The sequence below is a fragment of the Emticicia fontis genome (assembly GCF_054779675.1).
Window position 1 is genome coordinate 654,135 of record NZ_BAAGXU010000037.1, and the last position, 15,208, is coordinate 669,342.

19 protein-coding genes are annotated in these 15,208 nt (G+C 40.3%); 9 read left to right on the top strand and 10 right to left on the bottom strand.

Annotated elements, in window-relative coordinates; all coding sequences use genetic code 11:
• Positions 1–17: 17 nt before the first annotated feature.
• Complete coding sequence (locus ACYVFA_RS18660; RefSeq protein ID WP_460473366.1) at positions 18–422, bottom strand: EthD domain-containing protein; 405 nt, start codon at positions 420–422, stop codon at positions 18–20.
• Between the two features lie 126 nt (positions 423–548).
• On the opposite strand from ACYVFA_RS18660, the gene ACYVFA_RS18665 reads away from it, so the two are divergent.
• Positions 549–1,424 (top strand): LysR family transcriptional regulator, encoded by an 876-nt coding sequence (locus ACYVFA_RS18665; RefSeq protein ID WP_460473367.1) that lies wholly within the window; start codon positions 549–551, stop codon positions 1,422–1,424.
• A 27-nt stretch (positions 1,425–1,451) separates the two neighbouring features.
• Here the strand turns inward: ACYVFA_RS18665 and ACYVFA_RS18670 are convergent, their stop codons facing one another.
• From ACYVFA_RS18670 to ACYVFA_RS18680, 3 genes are all read right to left on the bottom strand, one after another.
• On the bottom strand, positions 1,452–1,883 hold the full coding sequence (locus ACYVFA_RS18670) for a DUF1801 domain-containing protein (protein ID WP_460473368.1): 432 nt from the start codon (positions 1,881–1,883) through the stop codon (positions 1,452–1,454).
• A 66-nt stretch (positions 1,884–1,949) separates the two neighbouring features.
• Entirely contained in the window at positions 1,950–2,456 is a 507-nt protein-coding gene (locus tag ACYVFA_RS18675; protein ID WP_460473369.1) for an SRPBCC family protein, read from the bottom strand.
• Positions 2,453–2,779 carry an ArsR/SmtB family transcription factor gene (locus ACYVFA_RS18680; RefSeq protein ID WP_116982384.1) on the bottom strand — a complete coding sequence of 109 codons (327 nt, stop codon included), beginning with the start codon at positions 2,777–2,779 and terminating at the stop codon, positions 2,453–2,455. Before ACYVFA_RS18680 ends, ACYVFA_RS18675 begins: the two co-directional genes overlap by 4 nt.
• A 204-nt stretch (positions 2,780–2,983) precedes the next feature.
• Between ACYVFA_RS18680 and ACYVFA_RS18685 the strand changes: the two genes are divergently transcribed.
• From ACYVFA_RS18685 to ACYVFA_RS18715, 7 genes are all read left to right on the top strand, one after another.
• Positions 2,984–3,286, top strand: a complete 303-nt coding sequence (locus ACYVFA_RS18685) for a hypothetical protein (protein WP_460473370.1) — start codon at positions 2,984–2,986, stop codon at positions 3,284–3,286.
• A 96-nt stretch (positions 3,287–3,382) separates the two neighbouring features.
• Positions 3,383–3,766 carry a hypothetical protein gene (locus tag ACYVFA_RS18690; RefSeq protein WP_460473371.1) on the top strand — a complete coding sequence of 128 codons (384 nt, stop codon included), beginning with the start codon at positions 3,383–3,385 and terminating at the stop codon, positions 3,764–3,766.
• Positions 3,767–3,869: 103 nt separating this feature from the next.
• Positions 3,870–4,550 carry a hypothetical protein gene (locus ACYVFA_RS18695; RefSeq protein ID WP_460473372.1) on the top strand — a complete coding sequence of 227 codons (681 nt, stop codon included), beginning with the start codon at positions 3,870–3,872 and terminating at the stop codon, positions 4,548–4,550.
• Positions 4,551–4,555: 5 nt separating this feature from the next.
• Positions 4,556–5,041, top strand: a complete 486-nt coding sequence (locus ACYVFA_RS18700) for a hypothetical protein (RefSeq protein WP_460473373.1) — start codon at positions 4,556–4,558, stop codon at positions 5,039–5,041.
• Positions 5,042–5,067: 26 nt separating this feature from the next.
• Positions 5,068–5,520 carry a nucleoside deaminase gene (locus tag ACYVFA_RS18705; protein ID WP_460473374.1) on the top strand — a complete coding sequence of 151 codons (453 nt, stop codon included), beginning with the start codon at positions 5,068–5,070 and terminating at the stop codon, positions 5,518–5,520.
• A gap of 20 nt (positions 5,521–5,540) precedes the next feature.
• Positions 5,541–5,696, top strand: a complete 156-nt coding sequence (locus tag ACYVFA_RS18710) for a hypothetical protein (RefSeq protein ID WP_460473375.1) — start codon at positions 5,541–5,543, stop codon at positions 5,694–5,696.
• Between the two features lie 207 nt (positions 5,697–5,903).
• A complete protein-coding gene (locus ACYVFA_RS18715) occupies positions 5,904–6,527 on the top strand; it encodes a hypothetical protein (protein ID WP_460473376.1) in 624 nt (207 codons plus the stop codon).
• A 106-nt stretch (positions 6,528–6,633) separates the two neighbouring features.
• Here ACYVFA_RS18715 and ACYVFA_RS18720 read toward each other — a convergent pair whose 3' ends face one another.
• The 4 genes from ACYVFA_RS18720 to ACYVFA_RS18735 form a co-directional block, all read right to left on the bottom strand.
• Positions 6,634–6,984 (bottom strand): LytR/AlgR family response regulator transcription factor, encoded by a 351-nt coding sequence (locus ACYVFA_RS18720; protein WP_181841263.1) that lies wholly within the window; start codon positions 6,982–6,984, stop codon positions 6,634–6,636.
• A 203-nt stretch (positions 6,985–7,187) separates the two neighbouring features.
• On the bottom strand, positions 7,188–9,224 hold the full coding sequence (locus tag ACYVFA_RS18725; RefSeq protein ID WP_460473377.1) for a histidine kinase: 2,037 nt from the start codon (positions 9,222–9,224) through the stop codon (positions 7,188–7,190).
• Entirely contained in the window at positions 9,225–11,138 is a 1,914-nt protein-coding gene (locus tag ACYVFA_RS18730; protein ID WP_460473378.1) for a histidine kinase, read from the bottom strand. It lies immediately after the preceding gene.
• 267 nt (positions 11,139–11,405) lie between these two features.
• Positions 11,406–12,149, bottom strand: a complete 744-nt coding sequence (locus ACYVFA_RS18735; protein ID WP_460473379.1) for a LytR/AlgR family response regulator transcription factor — start codon at positions 12,147–12,149, stop codon at positions 11,406–11,408.
• A 439-nt stretch (positions 12,150–12,588) separates the two neighbouring features.
• Between ACYVFA_RS18735 and ACYVFA_RS18740 the strand changes: the two genes are divergently transcribed.
• A complete protein-coding gene (locus ACYVFA_RS18740; RefSeq protein ID WP_460473380.1) occupies positions 12,589–13,872 on the top strand; it encodes a type II citrate synthase in 1,284 nt (427 codons plus the stop codon).
• A 115-nt stretch (positions 13,873–13,987) separates the two neighbouring features.
• Here ACYVFA_RS18740 and ACYVFA_RS18745 read toward each other — a convergent pair whose 3' ends face one another.
• Both ACYVFA_RS18745 and ACYVFA_RS18750 read right to left on the bottom strand, forming a co-directional pair.
• A complete protein-coding gene (locus ACYVFA_RS18745) occupies positions 13,988–14,509 on the bottom strand; it encodes a hypothetical protein (RefSeq protein WP_460473381.1) in 522 nt (173 codons plus the stop codon).
• A gap of 2 nt (positions 14,510–14,511) precedes the next feature.
• Positions 14,512–15,144, bottom strand: coding sequence for a riboflavin synthase (locus ACYVFA_RS18750; RefSeq protein WP_460473382.1), 633 nt, complete (start codon positions 15,142–15,144; stop codon positions 14,512–14,514).
• Positions 15,145–15,208 lie beyond the last annotated feature (64 nt).

Genomic DNA, 15,208 nt, shown 5'->3' on the forward strand with positions numbered 1-15,208 from the left:
ATGGATGCTTACCCCACTCACCGCACCACCTCACTAACAAAAATCACCGGAGCTACATTCGTATAATTGGTAAAATCTGCTCTGATTGCATCTCTATTAGGTGCAATGGCAGATTGATACTCACTTAGGCTTTTGACATAGAAAGTACCAATAGCCATGTAGGGTAGGGGTTGGTTTGGAATGCCACTCGCAAGCCCTTTTTCGATGGTATATTTTACCAGATTTGTGCCTAAATAGCCTGCTACCATCGGCATGTGTTTGGTTTCATAGTATGCCATATCAAAGGTTTTGCCTTCGGCATAAGGATACATAACTGATATTTTAATCAAACCTTTTTCTGGTTTAGCAGATGGTTTTTCCTGACTAAATGCTGCGAATCCAATGGTCAACATTAATAGCGATGCAATAAGTGTAAACTTCATGATTGATATAAAATTAAGTTTTAAAATGTACTATCTGTAATTGAAGTCTACAAATATCGGAATAGTGTCTAAATTTGCAAAACGCTATTTTTCGATAAAATCAATCGATAAAACCGATTTAAAAATATGGAACTCCGTCAACTCAGATACTTTTTAAAAGCCAAGGAATTATTAAATTTTACAGAAGCCGCAAGGGTGCTGAATATCAGTCAGAGTACACTGTCGCAGCAAATCAAGCAGCTGGAAGATGAATTGAATGTGCCTTTGTTTAACCGTGTCGGCAAACGAATAAACCTGACCGAAGCCGGTGAGATATTTGGTGAATATGCCCTGCAAAGTATCAACAGAGCCAATGAGGGCTTATTGGTGCTGAAAGATTTGAAAAATCTCAATACCGGAAAAATAGTCATAGGCGTGATTTATTCCATGCGGATTCTTTTTGCCAGAACATTAATCGAGTTTGCCAGGCAATATCCCAATATCAAAATCCAGGTGGTTTTTGGCACTACCAAAGACCTGCTCGAAAAACTTAATTTATACCATTTTGATTTTATCCTGACATTCCATGAAGACTTGAAAGAGCCACACCTGAAATGCCAGACACTTTTGAGAGCCAATATGGTTTTGGTAACCGCGAAGAAATCGTTGTTGGCAACAAAAACCAGTATATCGCTTGACGAAGTGGCCAAACTACCTTTGGCTTTGCCTTTCAGTGGGTATAGCACGATTCAATTCTTTGTTGAATCATTCGGACAAGAGAATCTGGAGCCTAATATCTGTATGGAAATCAATGATATTCCGACTTTATTTGAAATCGTAAAAACAGGGTATTGGCACACCATATTGAGCGATACCAGTGTAAACGACCCCGAAGTAGTAGGTATCCACATCGATGGAAAAAACATGAAGCGAACGATTATGATGCTATCGCTCAAGGAAGTCTATGAAAAGAAAGCCGTGAAAAAATTCTATGAGCTGCTGAAAAGCATGCACGCCAATTAGCCTTATATTCTAAAAAAAACTAAGCTGCTAAGCCTCATTCGGCAACTCAGCCCCATATCTGATGGCTGCTTCAAGCACATCAATATGTATATCTTGCAGGCTTTTGAATCGGATACAATAGCCCGTCACACTCGCCTTGCCTAGTTTTACTCCATAGGTTTGGGGTAAAAAGGTCTTGTCTTTTATACCCAGTATATGCACCGAAATTCCGGTTGAGTTGGCGAGCAAACCAATCCGAAAAAAGTCTCTTGTGGTTCCATTGGCATAGTGTATGGTATATAGTCCATAACCGATGGTAGGGTTGGTAATCACACGCCCATCGCTGTCTTTACCGTCCGTAAACCATAATTTGCCCTCTGGTAAAGCGCGTAGTATAAGTTCATGCAAGGTTTGCATTTCGCTACGTTTTTTTTCTGGTTGACGGGCGATGTATTCTTTGATTTGTTCTTGTGTGTTCATGCTACCTATTATTATGGTAAATCAATTTAGCAGCCTTTCGACTGCCAAATTGATTCAAAATATTGTTTATTTCTTCAAACCAGCCAACAATTCATCCAGATTACCAAAACAAGCCGACATGCCTTCTATAAATCCGTTTTTCACTATAAATTCAAGCGTTTCTGCGCTTCCATACTGGGCATGAATCTTTACCAATGTTTTACCATCTGCTTCGCTGAAATCGTTGGTGGCGGTGGTACGGGCAAAATTCGGGTTGATAGTTCCGTTTGCATCACTGAATCCTCTTAATTCAGTAATATTTTTCTGAGGCTCAATCTTCTGGTAATCATATCGGCTATAACCTTGTTTTTCACCTTGTGGATTAATCATAGCGTAGTGCCAGAAACCTCCCTCTCTGAAATCCATCGTTTGGGTCTCGGCACGGTAGGGTTTCGGGGCATACCATTTATCCAGAATTTCGGGGTTTGTCCAGGCCTCCCAAACCATTGCGAGGTCTGCATCAAACTCACGTTTAATGGTAATCGTTCTGTTCTCTTTATCAACGATAAAGTCGAATAATAAGGCTGATGTCATTTTTTTAAATTTTTGAGTGTTGCTAATACTTCGTCTAATTGGTTAAAGCGGGCTTCCCAAATCTCCCTGAATTGGGCCAGCCATTGGTCGATTTCTTTCATTTTGTCTATTTCCAGTTGGTAAAAGATTTCCCGGCCTTGCTGTTTTTGTGTCACCAGTTCGCACTCAGTCAGAATGCGTAAGTGTTTCGAAACAGCCTGTCGGGTGGTATCAAAGTGTTCGGCGATGGCGTTTGGTGTCATTGCCTGTAGGGCAATGAGGGTGATAATCGCCCGTCTCGTCGGGTCAACTATCGCTTGAAATATATCTCGTCTGGTTTCCATTGTGCAATTATCTGGTTGCAAATATATGTGCAACTATCTGGTTTCGCAAATTAAATTTTGAAAAGTTTTATTGATGGCTTATTGGCTAAATAAAACTAAGCAGAAACGGTATTTTAATTGGTAAAGTTTTCGCATATTTACCAATTAACAGCAGATTGAGACCAGCGGATGTTCAGAATACTCAAACGATTTTATAAGAAAAGAATGACCTCTACAGGAAAGCTATCCAAAATTGATTATTGGAAGAAATGGGAGTTATTTGAATTGTTTGATAACTTACATCAAGCTGAAAAACTTTTGCTTGATAGGGCAAGAGAAAATAACGATAGTCAATTGCTGAACTTTAAAAACGATTTCATCGAAGAATTATACGAATTAAAAGGCGAAAATGTGCCGGACTTTACAAGGATTCGGGAGTGGTTTTCACCGGAAAAAGAATGGGATAGAATGGTAGGGCAATCAGGCAAAGAAATTGGCAATAATATATTTCGGATAACTGATAAGTGAAGTATCTCGCACAAGCCAATAATAATAACATTGATGATTATAAAGACTGAAATTATCTTTAAATTGCCATCTGAAGCATAAAAGCTGTAACTAAGAATGACTAAAACCGACAAATCAAAACATAATATATGCATTGCTGCGATTAAAAGGCATACCATAAAACCTTATGACTTTAAATGGACAAGGTTCTACGAATCTAACACAGAATTCCCTTATTCGGCTCTTCCACTTGAACTGGCAGAGAACGAGCGCTTTATCTGCTCAACAATGATTGACGCCGATAATTATAGTATTCTGACAACCCAACGACTCATCACACATGAGAACGGACAAACTATTACCGGAAGCATGGAAGAGGCAAAGGATAAAACGTATGGTGATTTTAAAGGCCTTAGGTATAGACAATCATTTACATTCGGGCAAATTTCGTTGGATAATGGCACTGACCTAAAGTATTTTATTGAGACAGGAAAAGTATGATTTGTAAAACAACACCTGCATCCCGATCATCGTAAATTTGTAGATCATTCATATTTTAAATCAAAAACCAATTATTAAAGTAAAAACCGATAACAACCGCTTTATGAAAACATTAACTACTGCTAAAAAAAGGCTATTTGGTTCTAAACTCTTTCTATTACTGATTTTAATCACCCTGGCTTCCTGTTCTTCCAAAAAAAGTACAATTTTAGTCATCACCAACGAGACAACTCCCGAACTGCTGAATAAGGATTTTACCTTATCTGACAAGGATAAAGGCCTGGTGTTTAAAGAATTTTATTTTCTTGGAGAGAATATTGAAGATACCGTATTTACCATTAAAGTTGATGGGAAGGTATTGAAATATAATGTTCCTACAGAAGGTTTAGGTGTCATCAATTTAACATCGCAGGATTTAATTGCCGGCAGACAGGTATATGAATCAAGCATGGAAAAATATCTTTCTGAGGCACGAGAACGTCATGAAAATGAGGAATCTGTTAAAAACATGAAAGATTCGCTGGAAAGAGCACATCCCGGCTCCAAGATAGACGAAAGGAAAAAGCCTAAGGATATGGCCTTCATTCAAAGCAATACGCTTTCGGTTCTTACCTATACCTCCAACAATGTTGTTTATGGAATGAATAAAGAGATGCCGAAAGAAATGTGGGTAAAGAATAAAGACAGGAAAAAAGAAATGCCGCTCTATTATAAATTGTATACGATGAGTGAGTTTCAAGGAGAATTGAATAAGGCAGCTAATAGTGCCAATTATAGAAGATAAATGCTTTGCTAGATATCATTGACATACCCACTACACCAGGAGACTTTTTGGGCGTGCCTATGCATAGCCCAATTGCTCTTTTTTATGAGAAAATCCAGGTTCCGTTTGATGTATTCATATCAGGCAAGTCGGATTCCAGAATTTTCAGGACAGGCAATATTCAATGGAGTTATTCGAATGATTTTCTGGGTTCAGTCTATATCGACCCTAAATATAAAGGTGAGTCTATTATTAAATTTGGTTCGGCCGAGATAGATGGCAATACTTCCCATAATGACCTGAAACAGATAATAGCTGATGGACAAATGGAATACATTGAGCATTATTTTTCAGCAGACCAGTTGAATATATGTGTGAATGAGTGGGCAATGTTCTATTTCAACATTGATGAAGCGGGAATTCTTTTAAGCAAAATCTCTATTCCTTTCAGTATAGACGTCCACCAAGGTCTTCTGTTTAACGACCCTCCGAAAAAGGGTAAGGGGCGTTGAGTATTCTTCTTTAATAATTACGCCAGATGGATAGGGAACAAATGAAAGTACACCAAACCTATATGAAGGTTTGTATTGACCTTGCTAAAATTGCCAGGCAGCGAGGCGAAAGTCCTGTGGGGTCAATCATCGTACAAAATGGTTTGGTGATAGGCCGGGGAATTGAAGGCGGAAAAGCACATCAGGATATTACCTATCATGCCGAAATAGAAGCCATACGTCATGCTACCAAGTACTTGGGAAAACAGGATTTATCAGATTGTGTGCTCTATACTACGCATGAACCCTGTATTATGTGCTCATATATGATACGACATACAAAAATCCCATTAGTGGTTATGGGTCTCAGGACAGGAGAAATTGGTGGTTTCAGCTCTGCCTTACCTTTATTAATAGACACGACCATTACCAAATGGGCTGAACCACCAGTCATTGTAAAAGGTATATTGGGTAAAGAATGTGCGGAGTTGGTTGATTAATGACTCTTACGCGAGTGACAATGAAGAATCCTACTTACGGCTATTTTGTTGATACTTCTCAACTGAAAACCGCAATAAATCTGGTAAGAGAACAAAAAATGACCCACTCTACCGAGCTGAGCAGTATGTTGGCTTGTTTGATGCTAGGGGTATTTCTGGATAAGAATGGGTTTTGATTGAATTAATAGATTTTTTGGTTTTGGTAATTTTTTATGTTTAGGAAGGCTTATTGGGTTTGCACACGAAGACAAAAAATAAAATGCACACTTCGGATATTCGACCATCAATAGAAAATATACCGGATAATAAGAATATTTGGTCATGAAGTGGATAATGGTTACTTTTTCGAAACTGTTAGATTATTAACCTTTATTCTTATTCCAATGAAAAGACTTCTCCTTCTTTCTGCTGTTATTATTATGCTCAATGCCTGTAAAGGCGACCAGGGACCACAAGGGCCGCAGGGGCTACAAGGGCCTGCCGGAGCCGCTGGTGCCAAAGGTGATACTGGTCCTGCCGGGCCAACTGGGGCTACTGGAATGACTGGGGCGACGGGTTCAGCCGGGGCTACAGGAGCCACAGGTCGACAAGGTGCTACAGGACCTCAAGGTCCAGCAGGGACAAATGCGTCTACTGCAAGATATTATAATTACACTTTAACATGGGCAGGAAATCTTCCGGGGCCTGTCGAAGATTACATAATTCCTAATTTCAAGCCAAATTCAGAATATGCGATAACTTATGTACTAAGTTCTAATTTAATTGAACCTCTACCGATTGTAAATGATGCAGTCTTTGAGGCTGACGGGTCTTCTATAAATGTTGTTGATATGCGAGTAACCTACGGCAGTTCAGGTCTTACGTTTCTAAGTGAATGGAGGTACAAGGAAAATGGGCCTTCAAGTTATAAATTCAGAACGGTAGTTGTCCCAATGACAGCAGGAGGTAGGTTGAGCGCTAATACACCTTACAAAACTTTAAAGGAACTATATAGTCTTCCTGATTAATAATGTAATTACTGAAAATAGGTCTACTCCCAAAAACGCGCAAAGCCCTGATTTCTCAAGGCTTTGCGCGTTTTTAAATGATGTCTCAGATGGTTTATGGCATCTTTTATTGATGAATGAGTGTTCTTGCTTTTCTTCTTGAAACGACAATCTTGTCGCCGGTTGTGAGGTGAGCGATGTGCTCTTCACCTACCGACTCTATACGTTTCAGGTATTGCAGGTTTAGCATGAACTTGCGGTGAATACGGGCAAAATGCCCTTTTTCTACCAATTGTTTTTCGTGAACCCCCAAAGTGCGTGAAGAAACTACTTTCTTGCCGCATTTGAGATGAAACTCGGTGTAATTCTCTAAACTACTTAAATACACGACCTCATCTGGTTGAACACAGGTTTTTCCGTGATCGAACCAAATCATTTGAGGATCACAATAGGATGGCTTAATAAAAAATTTTCTCATGGCTGTTCAAAAAAGGGATTATAATATGGTGAGTCAAATTTGATAAGAAAAAGAATATCCCTCAATATGCATTTAGTATTTGGCGGATTTGGAAGATATTTGGTAGGTTTCGGTTAGTATTTGGGAAGAACCGCCCCCCCCCTACATATTGGTCGTAGAATAGTTGGCTGCGAATTTGAAGCACCCCTTTAGGGGCGGGGGGGCTATAGCGGTATATGTATCGTTACCTTTGTGCCTTGTGGGGTGCCGTCTTTTGATTTTTTGTCTTCAATCATAATCTGGATATGCAGGTCGTTGGCCTGGCTCAGGAGTTTGATGCGCTCATCGTTGATATTCATACCCATAGACTGGTATTTCGGTATGTTTTTGCGTAGTAAAGAGGCTTGTTCGCGGCCGATACCATTATCATCAATAATGATTTCTATGGATTCGGTCAGTTGTTTCACTTTCAGTGCCAGCATGCGCTTTTCCTGTCTGTTCATCAGCCCGTGCTTGATGGCGTTTTCGATATAGGGCTGCAAGAGCATCGGCGGGGCAAAGATTTCGTCGGTATCAATGGTTTCGTCTAATTCATAGATAAACTCAAAATTATCTTCAAAGCGTAGTTTTTCCAGTTTGATATAGAGCACTGCCGTTTCCAGTTCATCAGTCAATGAAATTAACTGTTCCTTGGAATATTGCAAAATCGACCGCATCAGCATCGAAAAATCGGTGAGATATTCGGCGGCTTCTACCGGACGGTGGGTCAGGATATAACTCTTGATGGAGTTCAGGCTATTGAATACAAAATGCGGATTTATCTGTGAGCGTAGGGTACGCAGTTCAGATTCTTTCATAGCTTTGAACAGGGAATTCTGCTCTTTCTGAATCTGATAACTCCGGCTACCAATGGCTATCGAAAAGAAAAAGATTTCGGTGAGCGTGCCCAGCATAAATACGATACTTGGCTCGATGCGCAGGAGCACGTAAGATTCATGACTTAGCCATTGGGTCATGAATCCGGCAAAGGCGCCCAGCATCAGAAAAGTACTACCTATCTTGATATTGCGAGCAATTCTGCCTTTGATTCGGAAGACCAGCACCAGTAAAATAATATTCAGGATAGGGAAAACTCCCTGAAAAAACCAGTAGAAAGAATCGCTCCAATCCAAGCGTCCGAAAACAAAGAGTACAATGACATCGAGTACCAGAAAGACCAGCAATGTTCTGATAACCCGGCGGAATAGTAAACCGAGACCAGGGTATTTCTCTTTCAGTTCCAGAAAATCGTAGACAAATAGATAATACGAAATCTGGGTGAGCAGAATATAAACATTGCTATTGCCTGTGTATTTCAGGAAAGGCAGATAGCTGAATAGTAAATGGAAATAGGGCGAATGTTCGTATTCCCATAGATTAAAGAAGCCCAGAGAAGCCGTATAAAACCCATAATAGAGATAATATTTCTGTCGGTCAAGTATATAAAACATGAATACAAACAGGGCCACGAAAAACAGGATAGAGATAATGAGCCCGTTATTGATGAGATAGATGTATTCGTCATAAAATGCCTTTACCTTATGGTGATTCTCCCAGAAATAACTCACCAGCTTAGGTTGCAGGATAAAGTCTTTCTTGGGATAATCGTTTACTTTGATGTATAGCTGATAATGTGTGCCGGGCAGAAACCGAATCGGAATATACTGGTCGTCATACCGGAACATCCGTTGATGGGGTAGCAGATTTTCGTTGGTTTTATAGAGTTCTATCAACTGGTTATAGATATTTCTGTATAGTTCTACCGAGCGGTGCAAGCCTGTTGTCAATAGCAAATCGAGGGTATCATTTGTTAGGTTGTGTACCGATAATCTTAGCCAGTAATCGTATCTGTAGCCACCGGAAAATGCCTGTGGTATCTCCAGACTTTTAAGTTTGACAAACCTCTGCCTGGGAATGCTTTGCAGTGGCACTTGTCGGGTAGAATCAATAAAGAGATACGTGCTATCGGCGCAATCCAGAAAACCATTTTTTTCGAGTTCAAAGTATAGGCGGACTTGCGCGTGGGTGGGGGGTGATAGGGTGATGAGGCAAAGTATGAAAAGACCCCACCCTAGCCCTCCCCAACAGTGGGGAGGGGACAAAGAGAGTTTTCTGTGCCATTTATGGCACAGAAAACTCTTGCTCCCTTCCCCATTGTTGGGACGGTCCGCCGCGCGGAAGGGTTGGGGATGGGCGGCCGCCGCTGCGGGTTGTTTTCTCATCTAATCAATCATCGGTAAATAAATCATTACCTTGGTGCCTTCGGATTGGCCGGTGGCGTTTTTTTTGTCAATAATCTGTATGTCTATATGCCAGTCGTTGGTCATGGCCAGCAGTTTTATCCGTTCGTCGTTGATATTCATGCCCATTGACTGGTGCTTGAAAATGTTTTTGCGTAGCAAAGATGCCTGTTCCCGTCCGATACCGTTATCTTCAATCACAATCAGGGTTTTGTAGGGCAAGGCTTCCAGGCTTATAGATAAGGTTCTGTTATTGGGTTTATTCATGAGGCCGTGCTTGATGGCATTTTCAATATATGGCTGTAAAAGCATAGGCGGAATCAGGGTTTCGTCGGTGTCTATTTTTTTATCGAGATGATAGATGAACTCAAATTCATCACCAAAGCGCAGCATTTCCAGTTTTACATATAGCAGTGTTGTTTCAAGCTCGTCGGCAAGTGGAATCAGTTTATCTTTAGAATGTTGCAGAATAGACCGCATCAGGGTTGAGAAATCTGTCAGGTACTCAGCCGCCTCTACCGAGCGGTGGTTGAGAATATAACTTTTGATGGCATTGAGGCTATTGAAAATAAAATGCGGGTTAATCTGCGAGCGTAAGGTCCGTAAATCTGATTCTTTCACCGATTTCATCAGCAAATTACGGTTGCGTTGGCGCAGCCAGGTTTTATAACCCAGAGCCGTAGAAAAACACAGGATTTCGACCACTACACCAATATTGAAAGGCAAACTCAGGGCTAACCGCATAATTACGTTTTCGAAGGGCTTCATCATCAGAATCTGTTCTAAGAATCCGAGGATAACACCTAGTAAGAGGGCAATAGAACCCCATTTGATGTATTTGACAAAAGCCCCTTTCTGGTTAAGCACCATAATGGTGGAGTAAATTCCGAAAAAGGCGATGATTGGCTGCGTGAGTATCCAGACATAGCCGCCTATCTGGTAGGCCTTAAAAACAAAATTAATCAGGGTATCGGCAATGAGCAATACATACAGAACCTTGATATAGAGCCTGACAAATTTCTCGAATTGTGGAGCGGTTTTCTCTAATTCCAGGAAATCGCTGATAAACAGGAAATAGAAGATATTCGAGATGAGGGCATAAGTATTGTTATTGGCCGAGAATTTCAGGAAAGGAATGAAACTAAAAAACACCCGCATATAGGGTGAGTGCTCGATACCCCACATGGCAAACAGCAGGATAAAAAACAGATAGCCCGCATAATAGGCATAGTAGCGCCGGTGCTCTACAAAGTATAAAACTAGGATATAAATAGAAACAAAAAACAGAATGGACGCAAAGAAGCCGTCGGCAATCAGGTAGCGGTATTCGTCAAAGAAGGCCCGCATTTTATCGTCATATTCCCAGCCGTAGCTCACGAGTTTGGGTTTCAGGCTCATGTATAGCTGGGGATGCTCGCTTACTTTAATGAGTAATTCGTAGGTCTGGCCGGGCGCAAATTTTAAGGGAACGTATTTTTCATCATACCGAAAGGGGCGTTCATGCGGCAGCAAATCCTGTTGGGTTGATTGCAGCAATACAAATTTACCATTGACCTTGCGAAATATCTCTGTGCGCTTGTGTACCCCTGCCGTGAATAGGGCAGGAATCACCACGTTGGTCGGATTGGTGACTGTGAGTTTAATCCAGAAAACATATCCGAAATAATCAAAAGCCAATGGTTGGAAACGAAAGGCGTTTAAAGGAATAAAAAACTGTTTGTCAATCTGTTGAACGGGTGCTTTGCCACTGGAATCGATATAGAGCAGGGCTTGTTCGGTGCATTGGATAACCTGATTATCAATAAATTTTTTGGTAATAGTAATGGTGTCTGTTTTTTGGGCAAAACAGGTGGTGGAGAGGGTTAGTAGGAGTATAAAAGTGAGAAGGAATCTCAAGGTGAAATAGTTTGTTATTTGTGTATGGCTATTATGGCTGTTTGGGGTATTGATGTGCCCGTGTTATGGAATTCGGGGGCTAAGATAACAAAGCGGACGCCGCGCGGGATTTTTTCTGTATACATCGCCGGACTTAAGTCCGGCTTACATAAAAAATATTCCTTTGTTTTCTTAGACGGCGACTTCAGTCGCTGTCGTTCGCGTGTTTTTGTGTTTATGTGAGGTTGTATAAATGGTGCGTTTCATATCACGCGATTTGAGACACCATCACCGCACCAATTCCATCAATTTCATCCGGTTGGCTCTGGATACCTGTAGGCTGGTGCCGTTGTTCATCACTACATAGCCACCTTCGCCTTTGATATATTTTTTGATATGTGTCAGATTTACCAGATATGATTGATGGATGCGCACAAATGGGTGATTAGAAAGCAAGGTCTCCAGATCCTTCAATGTTCTTGAAATCAATACCTTTTCTTTATTGCCCATCATGATTCTTGAATAATTGCCATCGGCTTCGGCATAGATAATGTCGTTGATAGAGATAAACTCCAGGCCCTCGGGTGTGGGTACGGCCACATTTGGTTTGTGGTGGATTCCGCCACGCATATTGGCCAGAAGCAACTCTAAATTCTGTATATCTACCTGTTTGCTTTGTTTCTGGCGAACCTTATCTACGGCTCTGATGAGCTTATCTTTAGAGATGGGTTTCAGGAGGTAATCTATGGCACAAAACTCGAAGGCCGTGAGGGCATAGGCATCGTAAGCTGTACAGAAAATGACTTCAAAATTGATTTTCGGAATTTTCAGCAGAAAATCGAAACCGTTCATCTGTGGCATGCTGATGTCCAGAAAAATCATATCGGGGCGGATGGTCTCTAATATTTCGAGTGCTTTTTCGGCAGACTGAAATTTGGCAAGTACTTTTACGTCGGCACAATAGGTTTGGAGCTCTATTTCAAGGGTATCAAGGCACCCTTTCTCGTCGTCGATTAAAATAGCTGTGAGCATAACATCTAAGATTTTCGGAAAGTGAAGCTACAAACATTTTTTAGAAAAACTGTTTAACTTAATCTTATTTCGTTCAAAATGCTTCTTTTTTGTCAATACTGCGTTACTAAAATCCTCACTTAGCTCTGCTAAGCTCCGGTTTTAGCGCCTTGTCTTGATAAAAAATAAACATTTTGATTCGAAAAATTTAAGTTAAGCAGTTTTTAAAATGAGTATCTTTTTGCCAAAACACAAACTTTTTTGAAAAGGTGGGGGTTATAATTTAAGAAATTGTAAATTTGACACCCCGATAGTAAGGGCGCAGATTAAATTTTAGTTGCCTTAACAAATATTTAATGGCGGATGGTTATTTTTACGCTTTTTTTGTTATTATTGCAACGGAATTAGCGAAATAATTCATCAATATAATTGATAACCACAAAATAATCTTAATGTTTTTATGGCTGGTACAGCAGAATTAATAATTGATGGTAAATCCTACCAATACCCTACCATAGAAGGTTCGGAAGGAGAGAAAGCGATTGACATCGCCAAACTCCGTGATGAAACAGGTTACATAACAATCGATAGCGGCTATAAAAATACTGGAGCGACCAAGAGCGCCATTACTTTTCTGGATGGTGAAGAAGGAATACTACGCTACCGCGGCTATGCCATTGAAGATTTGGCTGAAAAAGCGAACTTCTTAGGAGTAGCTTATTTGTTGATTAATGGCGAATTGCCAAATAAAGCGCAATACGATCAATTTGATACGGCTATTCGCAGACATACACTGGTAAACGAAGATATGCGTCGCATATTTGATGGTTTTCCGGTAAATGCGCACCCAATGGGCGTGATGTCGGCGATGGTGAGTGCGATGAGTGGGTTTTATCCTGATTCGTATGATGATAAAGTGCCCGACCATACCGAAACACATATTATCCGTTTGTTAGCTAAATTCCCTACACTAGCTACCTGGTGTTACAAAAAATCAAACGGACACCCAATCAATTATCCTAAAAACTCATTAGATTATTGCTCGAATTTTCTACATATGATGTTCTCATTGCCGGTAGAAGAATATACAGTTGACCCTGTGGTTTCTGCGGCTCTGAACAAATTATTGATTCTTCATGCCGACCACGAGCAAAACTGTTCAACTTCAACAGTGCGTCTGGTAGGTTCATCAAAAGCTAATATCTATTCGTCTATCTCGGCTGGTATTTCAGCCTTATGGGGCCCGCTACACGGTGGTGCAAACCAGGAAGTGATTGAAATGTTGGAAGATATTAAGGCTGATGGGGGTGATGTGATGAAATTTGTGAACAAAGCCAAAGATAAAAACTCAGGTTTCCGTCTGATGGGCTTCGGGCATAGAGTTTACAAAAACTTCGACCCACGTGCCAAAATCATCAAAAAAGCGGCTGACGATATTTTAGGTAAATTAGGTGTAAACGACCCTGTATTAGAAATTGCCAAAGGATTGGAAGAAGCAGCCTTGCACGATGATTATTTCGTGTCAAGAAAACTATATCCAAACGTGGATTTCTATTCTGGTATTATTTACCGGGCCTTGGGTATTCCGACCAATATGTTTACCGTAATGTTTGCATTAGGTCGCCTTCCGGGTTGGATTGCACAATGGAAAGAAATGAGAGCCAACAAAGAGCCAATCGGCCGCCCTCGTCAAATCTACACTGGTGCTACTTTGCGCCCGTTTGTAGAATTAGAAAACAGATAAGATTTCTCAACCTTACGATGATACATAAAAAGCCTCAGAGATTGGTCTCTGTGGCTTTTTGGTTTTTGGTGAAATAAGATATATGCTGTTAGGGGTTCAAAATTTTGAACCCCTACTAAATACCTGATTCAATACTCTCCATAAAACTTCCCCAAAAATAACTTTTTGAAATATTTGAGTAATCTAAAGTGTCTTCATCCAGATTTAATAGTTTTTCAGCAAAATAGTCGGCATATTTTTGCTTATTTCTACCATAATGCCCTAAAGTTTCTTTTTCCAATACCTCTTTAAAAAAAAACTCATATTCATAAAAGCATTCAAGCATTACTTGTATATTTTTACTGATATACGTAAGTTTGGTAGGAGAATTCTCAAACCCTATACTTTCATTGTCAAGTATATCAATTAAAATATCATCACCTCCTAGAGTTTTACCTATTCGTATAAATCTCTCGCTTGTTTGATATAATATATCATCGAACCTGCACTCTATTATTGGTTTAGCTTCTTTTGGCAACCCAATATTTTCCAGAAAGCTGATAGTTTCAGCCGATAACATATCCTCAAACTCAAAGCCATTTACTTTTTTTATAAATGTATCGCCATAAAAATCTTTAATTGTATTTATTTGTATCATGGCTATTGGCTTCTTTGCATGATGCGCTGCATATATTTGCCCAGAATATCAAATTCGAGATTGACAGTGCTACCTACGGCCAGTTGATGGAAATTGGTGTGTTCCCAGGTATACGGAATAATCGCAACACTAAAGCCATTGTCTTTTGAGTTGACAACCGTCAGGCTCACCCCATTTACGCAGACAGAGCCTTTTTCAACCGTAATATTATTGGTTGCGGCATCGTATTCAAACGAAATCAGCCAGCTGCCGTTCTGGTCTTCAAGAGCGGTGCAGATACCTGTCTGGTCTACATGGCCTTGCACAATATGGCCGTCGAAACGTCCGTTGGCAGGCATACAGCGTTCCAGATTTACTTTGTCGCCAATCGTTAGTTTTCCCAGATTGGTTTTTTTCAGGGTTTCGTCGATAGCTGTTACTTTATATCTTACGGCTGCGTCACCATTTGTTCCTTTCACGGTTTCATATGCTACATTCAGCAATTCTACAACTGTGAGGCATACGCCGTTGTGTGATAAACTCTGGTCTATTTTTAGCTCGTGAGCAATATCAGATTCAAAAGTAAAGGTTAAATTTGTGCCATCTGGCTGAATATCAATGAGGTGCCCCATTGACTCTACAATTCCGGTAAACATATATTGCGTTTAAGATTTTCGATTGCGAATTACGATATTTCAACTCAGATTAACGAAGAAAAGT